Source organism: Flavivirga jejuensis, assembly GCF_030540765.1.
Classification (GTDB): domain Bacteria; phylum Bacteroidota; class Bacteroidia; order Flavobacteriales; family Flavobacteriaceae; genus Flavivirga; species Flavivirga jejuensis.
The window spans coordinates 352,725-370,258 of sequence record NZ_JAUOEL010000001.1 but is presented as its reverse complement, the minus strand read 5'-3'; the positions used below and the strand labels follow the sequence as shown (position 1 = coordinate 370,258).

The window sequence follows — 17,534 nt, the reverse complement described above, 5'->3', positions numbered from 1 at the left end:
TTAAAATTAATATGAATATGGAAATTGAAGCTAAGAAAAGTTTACTCCTATTGTTTGGAAAAAAATTACATAAAATTAGAAGTGACAAAGGTATTAGCTATAGAGAATTAGCTCAATTATGTGATGTTGATCATAGTCAAATCAGTAAAATAGAAAAAGGTTTAGTTAGTCTTCAATTAACTACCTTATTCGAACTAGCCAAGGGATTAGAAATTCATCCTCAAAAACTACTTGATATTGATTTTGACGGTAGGGAGTTATGATCTGTATTTATATAAAATGAAAATTGCAACATGTCTAAGTTGAAACCAGAATATATTGCATTTAATAAAAAAATCGCGTAATTATCTTATAAATAACCACTTAAACAAGTTCTTGCAGTCTTGCTAGATTACAATTATTTATATAATATGAAAACAAAAAAAGAACTCAAAGAAGAGTATAAACAAATGGAAATTCCAATGGGAGTTTTTCAAATAAAAAACATTAGGAATAATAAAATTCTGATTGACTATAGTATTGATATGGAATCAAAATGGAACAGACATAAAATGGAACTCAAATTCGGTAACCACAGGAATAGGAGTTTCCAAAAAGATTGGAATGAGTATGGAGAGGAAAATTTTGTATTTGACGTTTTATCAGAATTAAAAAAGAAAGAAGAAGAAAATATAAATTACAATAAGGAATTGAAAACTCTGCAAGAAATGGTAACCGAAGAGTTGAATATTGAAAATATCTACAAATAAAAGCAGGTGATCAACACCGTATCCTACAAGTAATTGCTAGTATTCGTGGATTTTCTATTCGGTTTATATTTACTAAATTAGGTGCTGAAACACGCAACGAAACCCGCTAGCGCGGAAATGTTTTCCGTGCCCGTAAATAAATAAAAGAAGGCTTTTGTAGTGAGGTGAAAGCTTCATATAATGGGTTATGTTTAAGATAATGAATCACGGATTAAAAATCCGTGCTATTGGGCTATTTGAAGGACAAACAAGATGTAAATACAGTACCACTAGCATAAGAGCCATATATAGAAAAGTCGTGAACGATACTAATTTGAACCCATGGGCAACAGTACATACATTGCGCCATTGGTTTGCTACACATTGCATTGTATTGAAAACAACATAAATATTCGTCATTTACAGAATATGCTAGGACATAGTTCGCCAAAAACGACAGAAATTTATACCAAAACTATTGAAATTAACAATAAGACCATTATAAGTCCATTGGATACTTTATTAAAAAGTAATACATTGCATGTATAAACGATATAACCACAATAGAATCACTATTTATTGTAGTTATACAATTGTTACCCAACATTTGAAACCACAATGAGAATTACACTTTTTTCTTTATTAATTTTATTAATTAGCTGCAATGGAAAACCGACAAAAGGAAGTTGTGATTTTGAGTTTTTTGAAAAAACAAGTGGAATAAAATTTCCAAATAATGTGGGAATTATAAATTGCGGAGACAGTTTGGAAGGTGATGTTTGGGTTCATTTACAATTTACCAAAGAAGATGCTTCTGACTTCATTTCAAAAATGGACTTCCATTCTTACTCAAGCGCAGCGGAATATATTGAAGAGGATACAGATAAAATTTTACCGTTCTTTCCAGACAACGATTCGATAGAAACATTTGAGCAAAATATGTCGGAAAAATATGTTGAAATACCTAAAACGGATTTGACCTTCATTGCGAATATTTCAAAAGAAGAACAATATCTGACTTATATTCTGAATGTTGAAAGCGGAATGTTTTGGGGACATATAGCATATCCTGATTGGTCAGGTGATTTTTAATAAATAAAAAACGTTGGGTAACACCGGTGACTGTTGCACAACTCATGATTTTGAATAAACCTATGGTTTTTTCAATAATAATCAATAAAATACAGCTAAAAACCAGCCTGTTATGTTTGTTTAAATGCAAGAAACAAGTGTTTTGCAATATTTTTTGACTTGTGCAACAGCCACACCGTATAAAAATAATGCTTGGTTTAGTGCTTAATCAAAGTGTCGTGCATTTTTGTTACATCTGATTTTCCTTCGGAAAATCCTCGCACACAAAACCGCACTATTCTTATACATAAACGTTGTAGTGCATTTGACCAATCAATGAAAACGATAGAAAAAAATAGAGATTTTGACCAACCAATAATATGGAATGGCGATTTGAATGATGATTGCACAGCAAAATGGTCAGGTTTAATGTTGCGAGCTGAATGGATGGACGAAGATTATTGGTGGTGGTGTGTTTATGATATGCTTGACAATGAAAATCAAATTGACAGTTCGAATGAATATGATGAACGATTTATTGGTGGAGAAAAAGCAAGGGAAAAAGCCGAAGAAGTTGCTAAAAACTACTTAAAAAATGAATTGGTAAGTAAACTTAAACGTACTAAAGAGAATATCGATTTTGACAGGTTGATTTCGGATTTAAAACTTATTGGAATCTCACCAATGCAGACAATTTTGACTCTAATCAAAGATTTCGAATTTGAGCATAGAGATGCAAAAAACAAAGTATTTGACTCACCTGTATGGGAAGGGTTAAGAGAACAATCTGAAATCCTGACACAAGCCTTTTTGGATGCTGGAGCCGAAGAAGCTGACCAAGTTGAATATTATGAAGACGGACACGTAAGTTCAATAACTTTTGGCTTGACAAAAGATAACGCTAAAAAGGAAAAACCAACTTTTTGGAAAAGAATTAAATCGAAATTTAAATACTAAAAACGCACTACAACAATGGTGACTGTTGCACAACTCAAAATTTTTAGGAAATCATGTGTTTTAATTTCCAAACAATTATTAAGATACTGATTATCAATGTTCATTATTTTTAAAGTTCTCAGAAATAACCTAATTCAATCAAAAAAAGTAGTTGTGCAACAGCCACAATGTGTAAAAAAAATACTATTTTTAATGCTTAATCGTAAGGCCTGTCCTTTGTTTGCGAACTTCCGATTTTCCTGCGGAAAATCGCCGTTCTTAAACTCGTACTTTCCTTACACCAACCGTTACCTACCATATAACCACAAATGAAAATTACTGCTTTAACAATAAGCTTTTTATTATTAACCAACTTCTCTTTCTCTCAAATTAAGAAAAAGGAATTGAATGGAATATGGAGAACCAATAGCGAAATATTTTTTAAAACCGACACAATTAAATTTTATAGAAATATCAAAAATTGTTATCAAACAAAATGGTGGATTGAAAAAAGAGAATTTACGACAAACGAAGTAAACATTTGTACTGAACCACCTCGAATAAGTGGAATTGTTGGAAAAGAAAAAATTAAATTAAGAAAAAGAGATTTCGGACAAATCATTGAATATTACCAAAATGGAAATCTAACTAACAAATTCCGAATTATTGAATTGAATAAAAAAGATGAGCCAGAACTCAAACTTATGAATTTTGACAAACTGTCGGAACAAAAGCTTTATAAATATGTAGATTCTTTAGTTTTTAAAGTATTGAATTACAATCCTGAAAAAACAGAGAATAACTCGAAAGAAATAAAAATATCTGATTCTAATCAACACGCTAAAGTTACAATCAGGTATGATAATCCAGAGCCTTTAATTGTTGTCAACGGATATCCTTTAGCAGACAGGGAATTATTGAAAGAATTATTACTAGTAGAAACTAACACCATTAAATATTTGACAAAAGAACAATCAGCAAGTATTTATGGTTCGAGAGCGATAAATGGAGTTATACTATTACTGACATCTGAAAAAAAATTCAAGAAAATATGGAAAAAATACGGCAGGTAACAACGGTTACCGTTGCACAACTCATGATTTTGAATAAACCTTGTTTTTTTCAATAACAATCAATAAAATATAGCTAAAAACCAGTCTGTTATGTTTGTTTAAATGCAAGAAACAAGTGTTTTGCAATATTTTTTGACTTGTGCAACAGCCACACTGTATATAAAAAAAATAGCGGTTTAAGTGCTTAATTCGAAGCGAGTTCTGTAAATTGAAGGCGAATAGTAAACCGAAAAGTTTGTGCGTAAATCCGCTACATTTCTTATACTAGACGTTGGCAAACCATGTCCCTTAACGAACATTAGACCTGTAACAATCATCAAAATAGGGCATCTTTATTATGGACACTAATTCAAAAATAATGCGGTTAAATATATTCATTACAAGTATTTTACTATCAACAATAGTTTATGGGCAGACATCTATAAAAGATATAAACCTTAAAGCTGGAAAATACAAAGTAGGTTTCAAACATTATACAATCAAAGATAGCACGAGAACCTACCGAATTCATAATGAGTTTAACAACCAACTTATCGAGAGGCCAGTTCCAATTAGTATTTGGTATCCTGCGACAATTGAAGATAATAATTCCGAACAGCTAACCGTTTTAAATTATTTAGAGATTTTAAAAGAAGAAGAAGAATGGAAAGATTTGCCAAACTATTTTTTATTGGATTGGTTTCATTATTTACCGAACACAGCACAAAACAAGGCTCATCTTTCTGAAAAAGTAAATGCCTATTCTAATCCAACATTGTTAAGCGGAAATTTTCCAATCGTAGTTTATGCATCAAGTTATCAAGCCTCTTCAATTGAGAATTTTGCATTATGTGAATATTTAGCCAGTAACGGATTTGTAGTGATATCAAGCCCTTCAAAAGGAACAGACACACGTTGGTTAGAAGGAGCAACCACAAAAGATATGGAAACGCAATCAAGAGATGTTGAGTTCCTTCTTAAAGAAATTTACAACTACAAGAATATTGATACGGAAAAAGTGGCATTAATGGGATTTAGTTTTGGTGGATTATCGAACGCTATCACGGTAATGAAAAACAAGAATATAAATGCAATTGTAAGTTTGGATGGAGCAGAAAGGTATAATTATCCTGTTTTGGAACAGTCACCATATTTTAATTTAGATAACTTTACAATTCCTTACATCCACTTCTCTCAAAAAGAGATTCCAAAAGAAGTTTTGAGAAACGATAAAATTCCTGCCGAATTAAATTATAAATTCCAATTATATGACTCTTTAAAATATAGCAATGTTTACAGATATAGGTTTCACGACCTCACACATTCCTATTTCAGTTCGTTTGGAGTCTTGTTTGCCAACAGAGATAAAAGGCAAGATAAAAGTGATGAAAAAATAATGGCTTCCTACAATTTGCTTTGCCTTCATATTTTGCAGTTTTTAAATGCAACACTAAAAAATAAAAAAAAGGCGAATGATTTCATTGAAAATAAATCTGTTGAAAATGGTTTTTCAGAAAGTTTGATTTCAAAACAAACAAAAAAAGCTGTTGAAAAGGAATTTTCCTATAAAGATTTCAATGATTTAGCATATAAACAAGACTATCAAGATTTAATCCTTTTATATAAAAGAACTATTGCTGAATACCCAAATCTTGAACTTCAAGAAGGAATGTTGAACACTTTAGGATTACGATTGTCTTTTAATAAAAACAAGATAAAACAAGGAGTTAATGTCTTTTTGTTGGCTTTACATCTTTATCCAAAATCAGCAAATTTATATGACAGTTTAGCTGAAGCATATTTTTACAATAAGGATTACCAAAACGCTATTTTGAATTACAAAAAGTCTTTGAAACTAAATCCAGAAAATCAAAATGCAATTGACAGATTGAAACAACTGAAGGATTAAAGCAAGCAGGTAACAATGTGATTCTCAAGAATCAGATTTAAGTTAATACACAAACACATTACCCCACATTACAAAAACAACTAAATAAGTCCTAAATTATATGAAATTAACTATTATTAAACTGTTTATTCTTTTTTCAGGAAGTGTACTTCAATCACAAACTATATTGGAGGCAGATGGGTCGGGAAAAGCAGGAATCTTAATTAATTCCATATTGGATCCAGACCGTGGAAGAGCATTAGAGTCTCCAGGAATAAAAAAAGGAGATTGCGACAATCATTCTAATGCTAAAGATCCTCATATCACAGAAATATTTGATAATGAATTAAACAAATATGTTTTTAAATTCTCTATTCATCTAAATGAGGATAATGATCGTTGCAAAAAATTTGATAGACAGCGTAACGAAATTAAAACCTATAGAGCATCTCCCGACAGTTTGAAAGGTACTAAAGGAGAAACGGTAGAGTATATTTGGAAATTTAAATTAGATACAAACTTCAAACCATCTAAAAACTTCACACATATTCATCAATTGAAATCAGTAGATGAACAACCAAAATCAAAACCTATTATAACACTTACTCCAAGAAAAGGAAACCCTGATCAATTAGAACTCAGATATTCTAATGGTCCTGAAAAAGGAGTGATACTTAAAAAAGTAGACCTTGACTTGTTTCGGGGAAAATGGGTGAAAGTTACTGAAACTGTAACTTATGATACTAAAGGTTCTTATAAAATTGATATTATAGATATAAAAACAGAGAAAAACATTTTAAATTTCAAAAGTGAAAATTTGATATTATGGCAAAATGGAGCCTCATTTATAAGACCAAAATGGGGGATTTATAGAAGTCTAAAAACAGCTAAAGACCTAAGAGATGAAGATCTATTTTTTGCAGATTTCTCTATAATAGAAAAATAAATAGAATTAAGATTTAATTATAAGGACTCTATAATGCTGGTTTGTGATTTTATTCCGTGTTTCACTCTTTATTTTTGCACAAAAATATTTATAAATATGTTATATGTTGTATGAATAAATCCTAAAACCAGATAGTTTTACACAACTAAATCTTAAAATTGACATAAGCAACTTGTTAAAACTTCTTGTAATCTGATACAACTCACACTACTGCTTATTTTGATATGTGTCATGGGTTAGCTGGGTAATCTGAGGCTAGGTGTTTACATACATAACTCTAATCGTTAGAGAGCCGAAATGTGGACTGGTTTTCAGCTACGTAAAAGCTTTTTCCTTATTTTTATCCCAACAAACTAGAGATCGGTTAAAGCTTTTACTTGTGCAGGTTCGAAATGCACTGCATTTACTACCACACTAAGCATACATTGGCTATTAGCATTATTATGAAATAAAATACACCCCCTAATTAACAGTATTAATTAGGGGGTTATATATTATAAAAGCAATGTATTTGCTATAAATTATTTTTCTAGCTCCATCCAAAAATAATTATCCCATCCTTCAATCAACCTAGTTGGGTCAGAATTCTTACTTCTATCTTGTTGTTCTATTAAAACAATTTAGCTTTCCATATTACATATTTAGTTGTTTTTTTATCATCAGCAGGATTAGGAACAAATTCTTCATGGTTTAGATACATTCCAAAAATAAAATTGTCAGATTTGTTACGGTGCACATATGCGTATTTGCTCCATGGTTCTCTTGTTAATTACCGAATTGAATTAGTCAGAATTTAACTTAATTAGAAATAAGAAGCAAGTTACAAAATAGCTTTTGAGCGTCTGCCAAGTAAATAAGTAAACTAATATATAATATCGCCTAAAAAAACAGTTCTTTTTATTAATATTGCTTCTTACAAATTTAAACCTCTAACTCAAATGAAAAAAATCTTATTTTTATTATCTATTATGGTGCTGGTGAATAGTTGTGCATCAACCCTTAATGGTAAAATTCAAAAAAATGTTAATGTAAAAACCCAAAATGATGAATCTGTAGTTTATGTAAATGGTGTAAAACAAGGTTCTGGAAGAAGCGTAAAATCTAAATTATCAAGAGACCGTAAGGTTAAGCAATTAAAAATTGAAACAAAAGGATATAAAGATCAATACGTGGTTCACTATCAAAACCTAAAATCACCATTACACATCTTATCATGGGTTCCTTTTGGAATTTTATTCTATCCTCCATTTATGGATTTTGGTCCTAAAAGTTATAACTATAAAAAAGATGTTACAGCTGAAGAAAAGTTAATTCCTATCGCAATCAAAACTGAAGATCAAAAATACCTTTTTGTAAAAAATACAGAGTTTCATCTTGATGAAAAAGCTTTAAAAATTAGAAAAATCAGACACCGTTCTCTTAAAAAGAATAATACGAAAAAATTTAAAGACATTGACTCTAATGTAGATAAGATTGAATTTGACAACTCTATATTCACGTCGTCATTAAATGATATATTATTAAAATATAAGTACACAGATTCTACTAAGACTATTTTTAAGAACAAAACAAATTCGGCATACTTAAGTGCTAAAATTAGTGAGTTAGACATTCAATATGTTTATCAAAGAGCTGCTAAACGCTATATGAGCTTCTTACAAGCAGAAGTAAATATTTCTTGGGATTTTCAAGATGTATACGGACAAAGTGTTTATACTAAAAGCTACAAAACCACATCTGGACAGTTTTCTATAGATTACAACAAAAAAAATACATCACTTTTAGCTGTAGAAGATGCTGTTGCTTCATCTTTCTTAACTTTTATTAATAATGAAAAAGTTAAAAAACATTTAGAGAAAGACAATGTCGCAACGCAAAAAACACTACCTAACATCACCCTTTCTAAAGGAAAAGCGATTAACGATGTAGACTCTGCATTAGATGGTACAGTTACAATAAAGGTAGGCGAAGGTCATGGAAGTGGATTTAAAATAAGTACAGATGGTTACATCATAACTAATTTCCATGTTGTAGCTAATTATAAGGAAGATATAACTGTTATTACAAAAGATAATAAGGAGTATAAAGCTAAATTAATAAGACAGAGTGAGAACTTAGATCTAGCATTATTAAAAGTAGATGCCACTTTTTCAAGTCATTTTGCTTTACCTACTACAAAAAATTATAAAACTGGTGATGATATTTTTATTATTGGTACGCCTACTACAGTTGAATTAGGTCAAACTTTAAATAAAGGTATTATTTCTGGAGACAGAGAAAACGAAGGTGTTAAGTTAATTCAAACTGATGCTGGAGTTAATGGAGGAAATAGTGGCGGACCGATGATTAACAAACAAGGGGGATTAATTGGTGTTATAAACGCTAAATTATCTGGTGTTGGCATCGAAGGATTAGGGTTTGCAATTCCTGCTGAATTAATAAGTAAAGGATTATTTATTAATTAAATACTCAGAACTTAAGAAGTTATTCTTATACTATATAATTAAAAACCTCGTGAATACACGAGGTTTTTAATTATATTATATTTTACACATTGAATTTATCTTAAAAACGTCAATTTATTTTTGACCTTCCGATAGCAATTCATACAAGCCTGTTATTTTATTAAAGCTTTTTGTTAGGTCGTTTGTTACATTATAAACATCTATTAGCTCAAAATCGCCATCTAAAAACTTTCTTTTACTAGATTGATATTGCTCCCAAACTGCCATAACGAGACCAATTTCTTCCTCAGTTTCTGTATCATTATAAGTACTTATTAATAAGCGACCTATTACATCGGAAAACTCATCAAAAACACTATCTAGTATAGGTCGATATTCTGCTTTATTTTTTGGAAATATTTTTATAGCAGCAAAGTATAAGCATAACCTTTGAGACAGCATTCTCTGCTTTCCAGAAACATTAATTGTTTTAATTAATTCCTGATCATTATTTTCAAAAAACTTATTATCGTAATTAGAAGTCGCTTCTATACTCTGCACTACTTTATGGCAAGCATCTAAGAGTTCTGTATTTAATTGCATAATACGCAAAGAATTATCAAGACTTGCTGTTTTATTTATTATGCGTTTAAATTCATTCCAAAAACCATATACTTTTTTTATGTACAATTTTGTAGATGAACTTTTGGCATTTTCATTTAAAATCTCTAATTGCTTGTCAAAAATAAATTTGCTTGAATTAAGTTCTTTTTTAATTTTTTCATTGTTAACACCTTTTGATATTAATAAATATGCTTTCGACATTTTTTGAGATAGCATCCTTTGCTTACCTGAAATATTAATGGCTTTATTATAATTAATCGAACCAAAATTTTGAGTTTGTGCCGTTGCATTATTAATCGTCAATAGTATAATCATAAAAAGGGTAATCGTAATTTTAGACTTCATGTTTTTAAGATTTGGAGTTAAGTATTGTAAATTGAAACTACGTAAAAATACTTATTTTTCTCACAAAAAACAACCGCCTGGATTAGCCGTAACTAAAAACCAGACAAAAAGCACTAATAGAGTTAAGCTAATCTTTACAAATTATAGTATATTAACAACTTTGGCAGATGCTATTTATCAAAAAATTAATTTAAGGTTCCAAAATTTATAAATGCATAAAAGTGATTAATTCAATATTTTTTTTAACATAGAATTAAGTACTAATACTTAATAAATAAACAAAACACTGTTAATGAAGTCATTAACTTAATTCGCGAAATTTACACCACAGGTGAAAAATAAAATTAATAATCCAAAAACTTAGAGACTGTTTAAGTTTGTTTTGGGAATTAGTTTCGGTGGACTAAGTTCTCAGTCAAGGCAAAGTAAATACGAATAGCATCACTATTTAAATAAATTTTGCTGCAGAGTAGAATGCGGGCTTAAGACCACAAAATAAACTAAGGGATAAAATTTAAACAGTTTCTTAATTAATTACCAACGGGAGTCTGCGCATTAACTATATTCATAGCTCTGAGAATCTCATATTTGATTTTTTTCTCAGACACCCCTCCGAATATGCTTTAATTCAAAATAGGTTTTTGCGCAGTCTGACGAATAAGCATATTCCTTTCGGTTTGGTCTAAAAAATTGGATAGGATTTAAAACCTCTTATAGTATATTTATTATAAGGAGTCATAAAAATTTTTGCTTGATGTTAATAATATAAAAACCACAACCACCATTTAACTGTTATATCTAAAAATATTAAGTCTGGCAATGCTTTGTTTTTAAACTAAGCAACACATTCTTTTATTTGAACGGTTTATTTAGGAAAAAAGCTAAAAACAAACTAACGGCATATTACTTCTCTTCAAAATACCACCACAAACTAGAATCGATAGAAGCTTTCATTTTATTAATATCTACATCGTCTTTTAAAAAAACAGTAATATTTTCATCCGCTCGGTTCTGTCCAATACTTTGCCTGATTTCTACAAGTTCTATTTCGTTAAAATGCTCTAAATGTGTTTTAATCTTGTTATCTAAAGATGCATCCGTCAAAAAAATTTTGATAGTTTGCTGGCTCGGCGAGTTTCTTATTTCAGATCTAAAAGGTAGCATAACCATATAATTTTAAGTGAGACAATTTACATATTGCAAGTGCAACACCTACAAGTTAAGGATTTATTCTTATTCTGTATAATTTATTTAAACAATGCTCAACAAAAAAAACAGCCATTCTAAACGATCTTTATCTCAAATAGAGCAAAACATTCCTTTTAAAGATAAAAGCAACGCTACAGCTTCTAAAGTTAATGTGAATTAACAATTAGACCATGCGTTAAAAGTAATAAACGCGGTTTGCAAGTCTTTAAGGCGATCTAACCCAAATAATCTAAAAAAAGGTTTTAATGTAAAGAGAAGTATTTTATTCTTATTGTGCTATATCCGAGAGGGAAAGTAAAAGCACCCAAAATGAGGAAACTACCTAACGAAATTTTAGTTACTACTTTAAATGCTTTTTTTTTAAACATTTTATATTTGGAATCCTACCAAAAACCAAAACGCTTCGTTTCTTAGAAACGCATACCAAACACCATTTAAAACTACAGTTCATACCAATAAAAAACCCTTCCTGTTTCCAGAAAGGGCTTCATCTTTAAACTAATGGTTGGTTTATTCTAATAGTTTAAGTTTTTTTAAATCGTGAAAAAAGAAATTCTTTTTATCATTCATAGATACAAATAATCCATTAGGGAATTTATCGCCCAATGCAGCGGTTGTAACCTCACAGCCATCTGTTTCTATAGTTCCTAAATTAATTTCTTTAATAAATGCATTTGTTTTTAAATCGAAAACATTAAATGTATGCACTTGTTGGTTTGATACAATTAAAAATCCTTTATCTTGATATTTAGCAATAGCAATACCTTCAATATCTTCTTTAAAATACGCGCTACCAAAACAGGAAATCTCTTCATTTCCTTTTATTGGTTCTGCATAATATTTGCGAATACAATGCTTCTCATCAGAATAATACACAATGCCTGCTTCGTCATCAATTGCAATCGCTTCTATTTCTTTTTTACCACTAAATTCTCCAAACTTCCTAACCAATCTAGAATGGACACCTAAACTATCTGAAGTTAAATGATATTGATATAAATAGCCCTGTTTTGGTCCTGTTTTTCTACCTACAATAGCGTATAATTTATTTGTTTTTGGTGATTTATAAAGTGCTATCCCCATTGGTAAATTTGTTTCAGGTTCTTTTGCATCTATAAAAACAGGAAAACCGCCATTGTCTAATGCTTTCATATCTGGAACAGAAAATAAACGTATTTGCTGACGCTCTCTTTCGGTAAATGCAATAACATCAACTTTAGTAGAATCATTAAGCTGAAAACCATATTCTAAGTCGACATTATTAGGTCGTTTTAAACCCCTAATAGTTTTGTTTTCAATAATTTTACCTTCTAGATCAAAGGCATAAATAGCTCCCTCTGTATTTTTATCGGTACCAAAAACGATACTTTTTGAAGCATCTTTGGGATTAACCCATATCGCAGGATCATCTGTATCGTGTAAAGTTGTTTCTGTAACAACATGGGCTGCAATTATAGGTAATTTTGCAGTGCATGCCATTAAAGCAACAAAGCAAATAAAAATGATGTTTATTTTAAGATTTTTCATTTTTTATTTTGTTTTAAATAAGTCATATTTTAAACCAAACGTAATACGTCTTCCATAATATTCAACTTGCATAGTTCTATTTTTAATTCCTTGGAAATAACGTAAAGGCTGATCGGTAATGTTGTTTAAATCGAAATAGCATGTTAATTCGTTATTTATAGCATAGGATGCATTAAAATCTAACAAAAATTGCTCATCATAATATCTATCTTCAAAAGCACTTCCTCCAATTTCATCTATATAAGCATCAGAGTAATTTGCAGATAAACGCAAATTGAAATTTTTACTAGAATATGCTAAAGAGCCATTAAACATATTCGGTGCCGTACCTGGTAAATCAACATCATCTCTTTCTTCTCCATCAGAGTTCCTAATCCCGTCTGTATTGGATGTTAAATATGTGTAATTTAACATGAAACTAAAGTTTTTCGCAAACCCTGGTAAGAAATCTAATTGACGTTGAAATCCTATTTCTGCTCCAAAAATATTAGCACCTTCTCCATTTTGTGGTTGGAATGTATCAAAACCTGTAGCAGTATCTTCAAATTGGAATGTATATATAAAATCTTTAATACTTTTTTGAAATACCCCTCCAGAAACAATACCTACATTACTAAAATAATATTCTGCCATCAAATCAAAATTCATAGATGTCGTCGCACTTAATTCGGGATTCCCTAAGAATATTTCTTTATCATCTGCAACAAGATCTACACTAGGCACCACATCTTGATAATTGGGTCTTGCTAATGTATTTGTCCAGGCAAAACGTAATACGGTATTATCATTAACATGATACTTAAAATGAATCCCAGGCAAAACATGCACATAATTTTTGTCTTCAGTTATTTTCCCCAGAACATTTTCTTCATCTTCAATTTGGTTACCAGTTGCTTCCGTTTTAGTATGTTCTACTCTTACACCAACTAATACATCCAATTTATCAGACAATTTCTGATTTGCCATTGCATAACCTGCATAAACATCTTCTCTTACTTCATAATTTGCTCTAACGTATTCACTAGGTACATCAGAAACATCGAATAACAATATATTATTTAGGTCTAATTTTCCTAAAAAAGCAGGATCTACAAACATCCCTGCTGCGTATTTTCTTCCTGCTAAAAAGTTAGTATCTGTTTGGTCTACTAATGGTATAGCACTTAAGTCGTCGAAACTACTATCCGTAGATTCAAACTCTAAGAAACTATTAATGCGTTCTTTATCTTTCACTTTTATACGCCCTCCAAATTTCACAAATCCATTTCCTTTATTAAAAAAGTCTACTTGCAATTTAAAATTAGCAAAAAAGTTAAAATCTTTTTCTTCTGTAAATTGGTTCTCTTCTGTAATTTCTTTTAAACTAAAATTACTTAAAGCAACATCGCTACTATTCAATGGTGTAATTAACGGGAACTTTTCATTTGAAAAATCGGTATTAAAAGGAATAGGGTCGCCTTCATTATTTTCTTTTAATTCATATTCAATATAACGTTCATTTAATCGTTCTTCAGAGGCACTTGCGTAAGACGCCATCCAATCAAACTCTAACTTTCCAAAAAGATGATCGCCACCTAAACTGTAGTTTTCCATACGCTGGTCTTCTAAACGCGTATTTTTATTTCTATTATTATCAATTCCTCCTTTTGTTTGTCTTCCTATTTCACCTTGGTATCCTATAATAGTTTCTGTACCGCTATTAAATATTGGCTCAATGCTTCCATAACTAAGTCTAAAGCGATTTTCTCTATCATCTCTCCAGTTATACATTGATTTTAAATAAATGGTATTATTAACATCGAAGGCATAGTCTAAATTTGCAGAAAAACTTCTTCTAATACGCTGTACTAAATAAGTTCTAATATCAGATTCTTCTACAAAAGGATTTACGGAAATATCGTCTCCAGAAACAGGACTTTCTGCTTCATTTACCCATTCTGCCTCTACGTTATCCGATCCAAAATCGCTATCATTAATAGTCGTAGAAAGCATCCATCCAAATTTATTATCTTTAGATCTATCCCCTACTAAAAACGACCCATTAAGAATTCTTTTATCAGTAATAAAATTAATTCCAGAGCCTACTGTTGCAGCAAGCCTAAATCCGTTTGGAGAAGTTCTAGTTACTAAATTTACAGAGCCACCTAAAGCATCGGCATCCATATCTGGAGTCACAGCTTTATTTACTTCTATAAGCTGAATCATATCTGATGGAATTAAATCCATTTGGACATTTCTATTATCACCTTCGGCGGAAGGAATTCTACTCCCGTTTAACGTTACCGAATTTAGTTGAGGAGCTAAACCTCTAATAATAATATTACGAGCTTCACCTTGATCTACCTGCATAGTAATTCCAGGAATACGCTTTACCGCATCTCCAATATTAACATCGGGAAACTTCCCTATTTGATCTGTTGAAACAACATTGGTAATATTCTGTTTATTTTTTTGTGAGTTAAGTGCTTTTGCCTGACCGCTATTATAACTTGTTATTAAAACACCATCTAGCTCTAAAGCTGTAGGCGATATTCTAATAATAACTTTAACTGTTGCGCCTTCTTCAACAGTAACTTCTTTTTCCACATCGGCATAGCCTAAATATGTAATTTTTATTGTTTGGTTCCCAGAAGGAACATTTACCAATAAAAAACTACCATCAAAATCTGATGTAGTTCCTTTATTTAACGATTCGATTAATACATTTCCAAAAGGTATTGATAAGCCGTTTTCATCAATAATTTTTCCTTGAATATGCCCGCTTTGAGAGAATCCAAAAAAGGAAAGAGATAATGTAATAAATAATAGTAATACGTAATTTTTTCTCATAATTTTTGCTAGTTGAATTTTGAACGAAATAACAAAATTGATGAGTGAAGAATTTTAAGTGTTTTTTATCTAATTGTTATCTATACTTAGAAAAAATCGTGTCTTTACGATTATGTAACATTAAAAATAACTTTTAGATATATTATAATTAAAAGACTACAAAAAAACCCTTCCTGTTTCCAGAAAGGGTTTTTAAATACTTTGTAAAAGAAAATTATTTCCTAAGCCTCAAAAGGCTCAATAGAAACATAAGATTTGTTATCTTTTTTCTTAGTAAATTTTACAAGACCATCAACTCTAGCGTGTAATGTGTGATCTTTTGAAGAGTAAACATTCTCACCTGGGTGATGTGTATTACCTCTTTGTCTAACGATAATGTTTCCAGCTATTGCAGCTTGACCACCAAATATCTTTACACCTAAGCGTTTCGATTCTGATTCTCTACCGTTTTTCGAACTTCCGACTCCTTTTTTATGTGCCATTTTATTTCGATTTTAGTTTTTAAAATTAACTTAAAGCAGCAATTAAATCGGCTTTCTTCATAGAAGAAATTCCTTCAACTCCTTTAGCTTTAGCCATATCTTTTAATTCAGCAACAGTAAGTTTGCTTAAATCTTGAGTAGCCTCAACTTTTTTTGCTTTAGGTGCAGCAACCTCTGCTTTTGGTTCTGCTTTTTTAGTTGCTTTTGCTGGAGCAGCTTTCTTAGCTTCCTTGTTTTCAACTTTGGCAGCTTTCTTAGCTCCCGAAGCAGCTATGCTTTCTATTACAATTTCTGTTAAAGACTGACGGTGACCATTTTTAACACGGTAACCTTTTCGTCTTTTTTTCTTAAAAACTATAACTTTATCACCTTTAAGGTGCTTTAAGACTTTTGCTCCTACTTGAGCTCCGTCTATAGCGGGGGCGCCTACAGTAACCTTGTCACCATCTGCAACTAAAAGAACATTATCGAAAGAAACTTTCTTACCTTCTTCTGTTTGTAAACGGTTAACAAAGACTCTTTGGTCTTTTTCAACTTTAAATTGATGCCCTGCTATCTCTACAATTGCGTACATAGCGTAACGTTTTTATTAATTAATTTATTCAAAAATGAGTGCAAATATACTGGTAATTAATTAAACTACAAACGTTTTATTGATTTTGAATGATTATTTCCTCTTAATTTTTAAAAAGAATAAACATGGGAAAACTGAATTCGTGAAATTCATTTTCAAAATTTTTAGAAGCTGAAAGCGAAATACACTAAAAAACACCCTTTTAACTACAGTTGAAACCAATAAAACAAAGTAAGATTTCTTAAAAAGCAAGAGGTTTTTTTGTTGTAAGCCCGTTTTATAAGCAAAATTAATTGCTATTATTATGAGAAAAATTAAAAATCAATTCAGAATTAAAATGAAAGAAATTAACGGATTTATTAAAGAATTACCCGCAGCTGCGTCTTACGTATTAAGGCATTAAAACAGCAAATACTATTAATTTTGAAGCATATTGCTGGCTTTTTTGAAAAACTGCATAACTGTAAGTACAGAAACCACAGTTGTTGCTAAGCCCATAACAGCAACCACAAAAGTCAGCATACCAATATCTACATTAAAACCACCTTTAATAGTTTTTAGTAATTCTGGTAAAAAGTCAAGGTTTATCTCTGTGACATAAAACAAGAAAAAAACAGTAAACACTAATGTAGCTATAAAGCCCGTAATAATGCCTGTTTTAAATCCTTCTCCATAAGTAAAAACTTCTGGGTTCTCAAGTTTTTTCAAACGTACTGCTTCACAAACTCCAAAAGCAGTAATAACAGCATTAAAAAAACTAAATGCAGGATTAGTATGCTTATTGAATATTGATAAGATTAAAAAATATATTATTAACATAGCGCTTGTAAAGAGTCCAAAGCGAATAGAGAGTGATGTTTTTTTCATCTTCTTGCAAAT

Annotated in this window: 16 protein-coding genes; 9 read left to right on the top strand and 7 right to left on the bottom strand. The window is 30.6% G+C overall.

Going from position 1 to position 17,534, the window contains the following annotated elements; translation table 11 throughout:
- Positions 1 to 17: 17 nt before the first annotated feature.
- From Q4Q40_RS01605 to Q4Q40_RS01565, 9 genes are all read left to right on the top strand, one after another.
- A complete protein-coding gene (locus Q4Q40_RS01605) occupies positions 18 to 263 on the top strand; it encodes a helix-turn-helix domain-containing protein (protein ID WP_303299923.1) in 246 nt (81 codons plus the stop codon).
- A gap of 147 nt (positions 264 to 410) precedes the next feature.
- Positions 411 to 749 carry a GIY-YIG nuclease family protein gene (locus tag Q4Q40_RS01600; protein WP_303299922.1) on the top strand — a complete coding sequence of 113 codons (339 nt, stop codon included), beginning with the start codon at positions 411 to 413 and terminating at the stop codon, positions 747 to 749.
- A 321-nt stretch (positions 750 to 1,070) separates the two neighbouring features.
- Entirely contained in the window at positions 1,071 to 1,277 is a 207-nt protein-coding gene (locus Q4Q40_RS01595; protein WP_303299921.1) for a hypothetical protein, read from the top strand.
- A 69-nt stretch (positions 1,278 to 1,346) separates the two neighbouring features.
- Positions 1,347 to 1,820 carry a hypothetical protein gene (locus tag Q4Q40_RS01590; RefSeq protein ID WP_303299920.1) on the top strand — a complete coding sequence of 158 codons (474 nt, stop codon included), beginning with the start codon at positions 1,347 to 1,349 and terminating at the stop codon, positions 1,818 to 1,820.
- A 315-nt stretch (positions 1,821 to 2,135) separates the two neighbouring features.
- Positions 2,136 to 2,756: a hypothetical protein gene (locus Q4Q40_RS01585; RefSeq protein WP_303299919.1), complete on the top strand. Its 621-nt coding sequence runs from the start codon at positions 2,136 to 2,138 to the stop codon at positions 2,754 to 2,756.
- A gap of 308 nt (positions 2,757 to 3,064) precedes the next feature.
- Positions 3,065 to 3,808 carry a hypothetical protein gene (locus Q4Q40_RS01580; RefSeq protein ID WP_303299918.1) on the top strand — a complete coding sequence of 248 codons (744 nt, stop codon included), beginning with the start codon at positions 3,065 to 3,067 and terminating at the stop codon, positions 3,806 to 3,808.
- 358 nt (positions 3,809 to 4,166) lie between these two features.
- The gene (locus tag Q4Q40_RS01575) at positions 4,167 to 5,696 is read left to right on the top strand and encodes an alpha/beta hydrolase (RefSeq protein WP_303299917.1); all 1,530 of its coding nucleotides are present in this window, start codon (positions 4,167 to 4,169) and stop codon (positions 5,694 to 5,696) included.
- A 100-nt stretch (positions 5,697 to 5,796) separates the two neighbouring features.
- The gene (locus Q4Q40_RS01570) at positions 5,797 to 6,621 is read left to right on the top strand and encodes a heparin lyase I family protein (protein WP_303299916.1); all 825 of its coding nucleotides are present in this window, start codon (positions 5,797 to 5,799) and stop codon (positions 6,619 to 6,621) included.
- 938 nt (positions 6,622 to 7,559) lie between these two features.
- On the top strand, positions 7,560 to 9,086 hold the full coding sequence (locus Q4Q40_RS01565; RefSeq protein WP_303299915.1) for a S1C family serine protease: 1,527 nt from the start codon (positions 7,560 to 7,562) through the stop codon (positions 9,084 to 9,086).
- Between the two features lie 114 nt (positions 9,087 to 9,200).
- Here Q4Q40_RS01565 and Q4Q40_RS01560 read toward each other — a convergent pair whose 3' ends face one another.
- The 7 genes from Q4Q40_RS01560 to Q4Q40_RS01530 form a co-directional block, all read right to left on the bottom strand.
- Positions 9,201 to 10,034, bottom strand: a complete 834-nt coding sequence (locus Q4Q40_RS01560) for a type IV pili methyl-accepting chemotaxis transducer N-terminal domain-containing protein (RefSeq protein WP_303299914.1) — start codon at positions 10,032 to 10,034, stop codon at positions 9,201 to 9,203.
- A gap of 903 nt (positions 10,035 to 10,937) precedes the next feature.
- Positions 10,938 to 11,198, bottom strand: coding sequence for a hypothetical protein (locus Q4Q40_RS01555; RefSeq protein ID WP_303299913.1), 261 nt, complete (start codon positions 11,196 to 11,198; stop codon positions 10,938 to 10,940).
- Positions 11,199 to 11,753: 555 nt separating this feature from the next.
- The gene (locus tag Q4Q40_RS01550; protein ID WP_303299912.1) at positions 11,754 to 12,770 is read right to left on the bottom strand and encodes a phytase; all 1,017 of its coding nucleotides are present in this window, start codon (positions 12,768 to 12,770) and stop codon (positions 11,754 to 11,756) included.
- A 3-nt stretch (positions 12,771 to 12,773) separates the two neighbouring features.
- Positions 12,774 to 15,599: a TonB-dependent receptor gene (locus tag Q4Q40_RS01545; protein WP_303299911.1), complete on the bottom strand. Its 2,826-nt coding sequence runs from the start codon at positions 15,597 to 15,599 to the stop codon at positions 12,774 to 12,776.
- Positions 15,600 to 15,820: 221 nt separating this feature from the next.
- The gene (gene rpmA / locus Q4Q40_RS01540) at positions 15,821 to 16,081 is read right to left on the bottom strand and encodes a 50S ribosomal protein L27 (protein WP_109681945.1); all 261 of its coding nucleotides are present in this window, start codon (positions 16,079 to 16,081) and stop codon (positions 15,821 to 15,823) included.
- 25 nt (positions 16,082 to 16,106) lie between these two features.
- Positions 16,107 to 16,655: a 50S ribosomal protein L21 gene (gene rplU / locus Q4Q40_RS01535; protein ID WP_303299910.1), complete on the bottom strand. Its 549-nt coding sequence runs from the start codon at positions 16,653 to 16,655 to the stop codon at positions 16,107 to 16,109.
- A 417-nt stretch (positions 16,656 to 17,072) separates the two neighbouring features.
- Positions 17,073 to 17,522 carry a DUF4199 domain-containing protein gene (locus Q4Q40_RS01530; protein ID WP_303299909.1) on the bottom strand — a complete coding sequence of 150 codons (450 nt, stop codon included), beginning with the start codon at positions 17,520 to 17,522 and terminating at the stop codon, positions 17,073 to 17,075.
- Positions 17,523 to 17,534 lie beyond the last annotated feature (12 nt).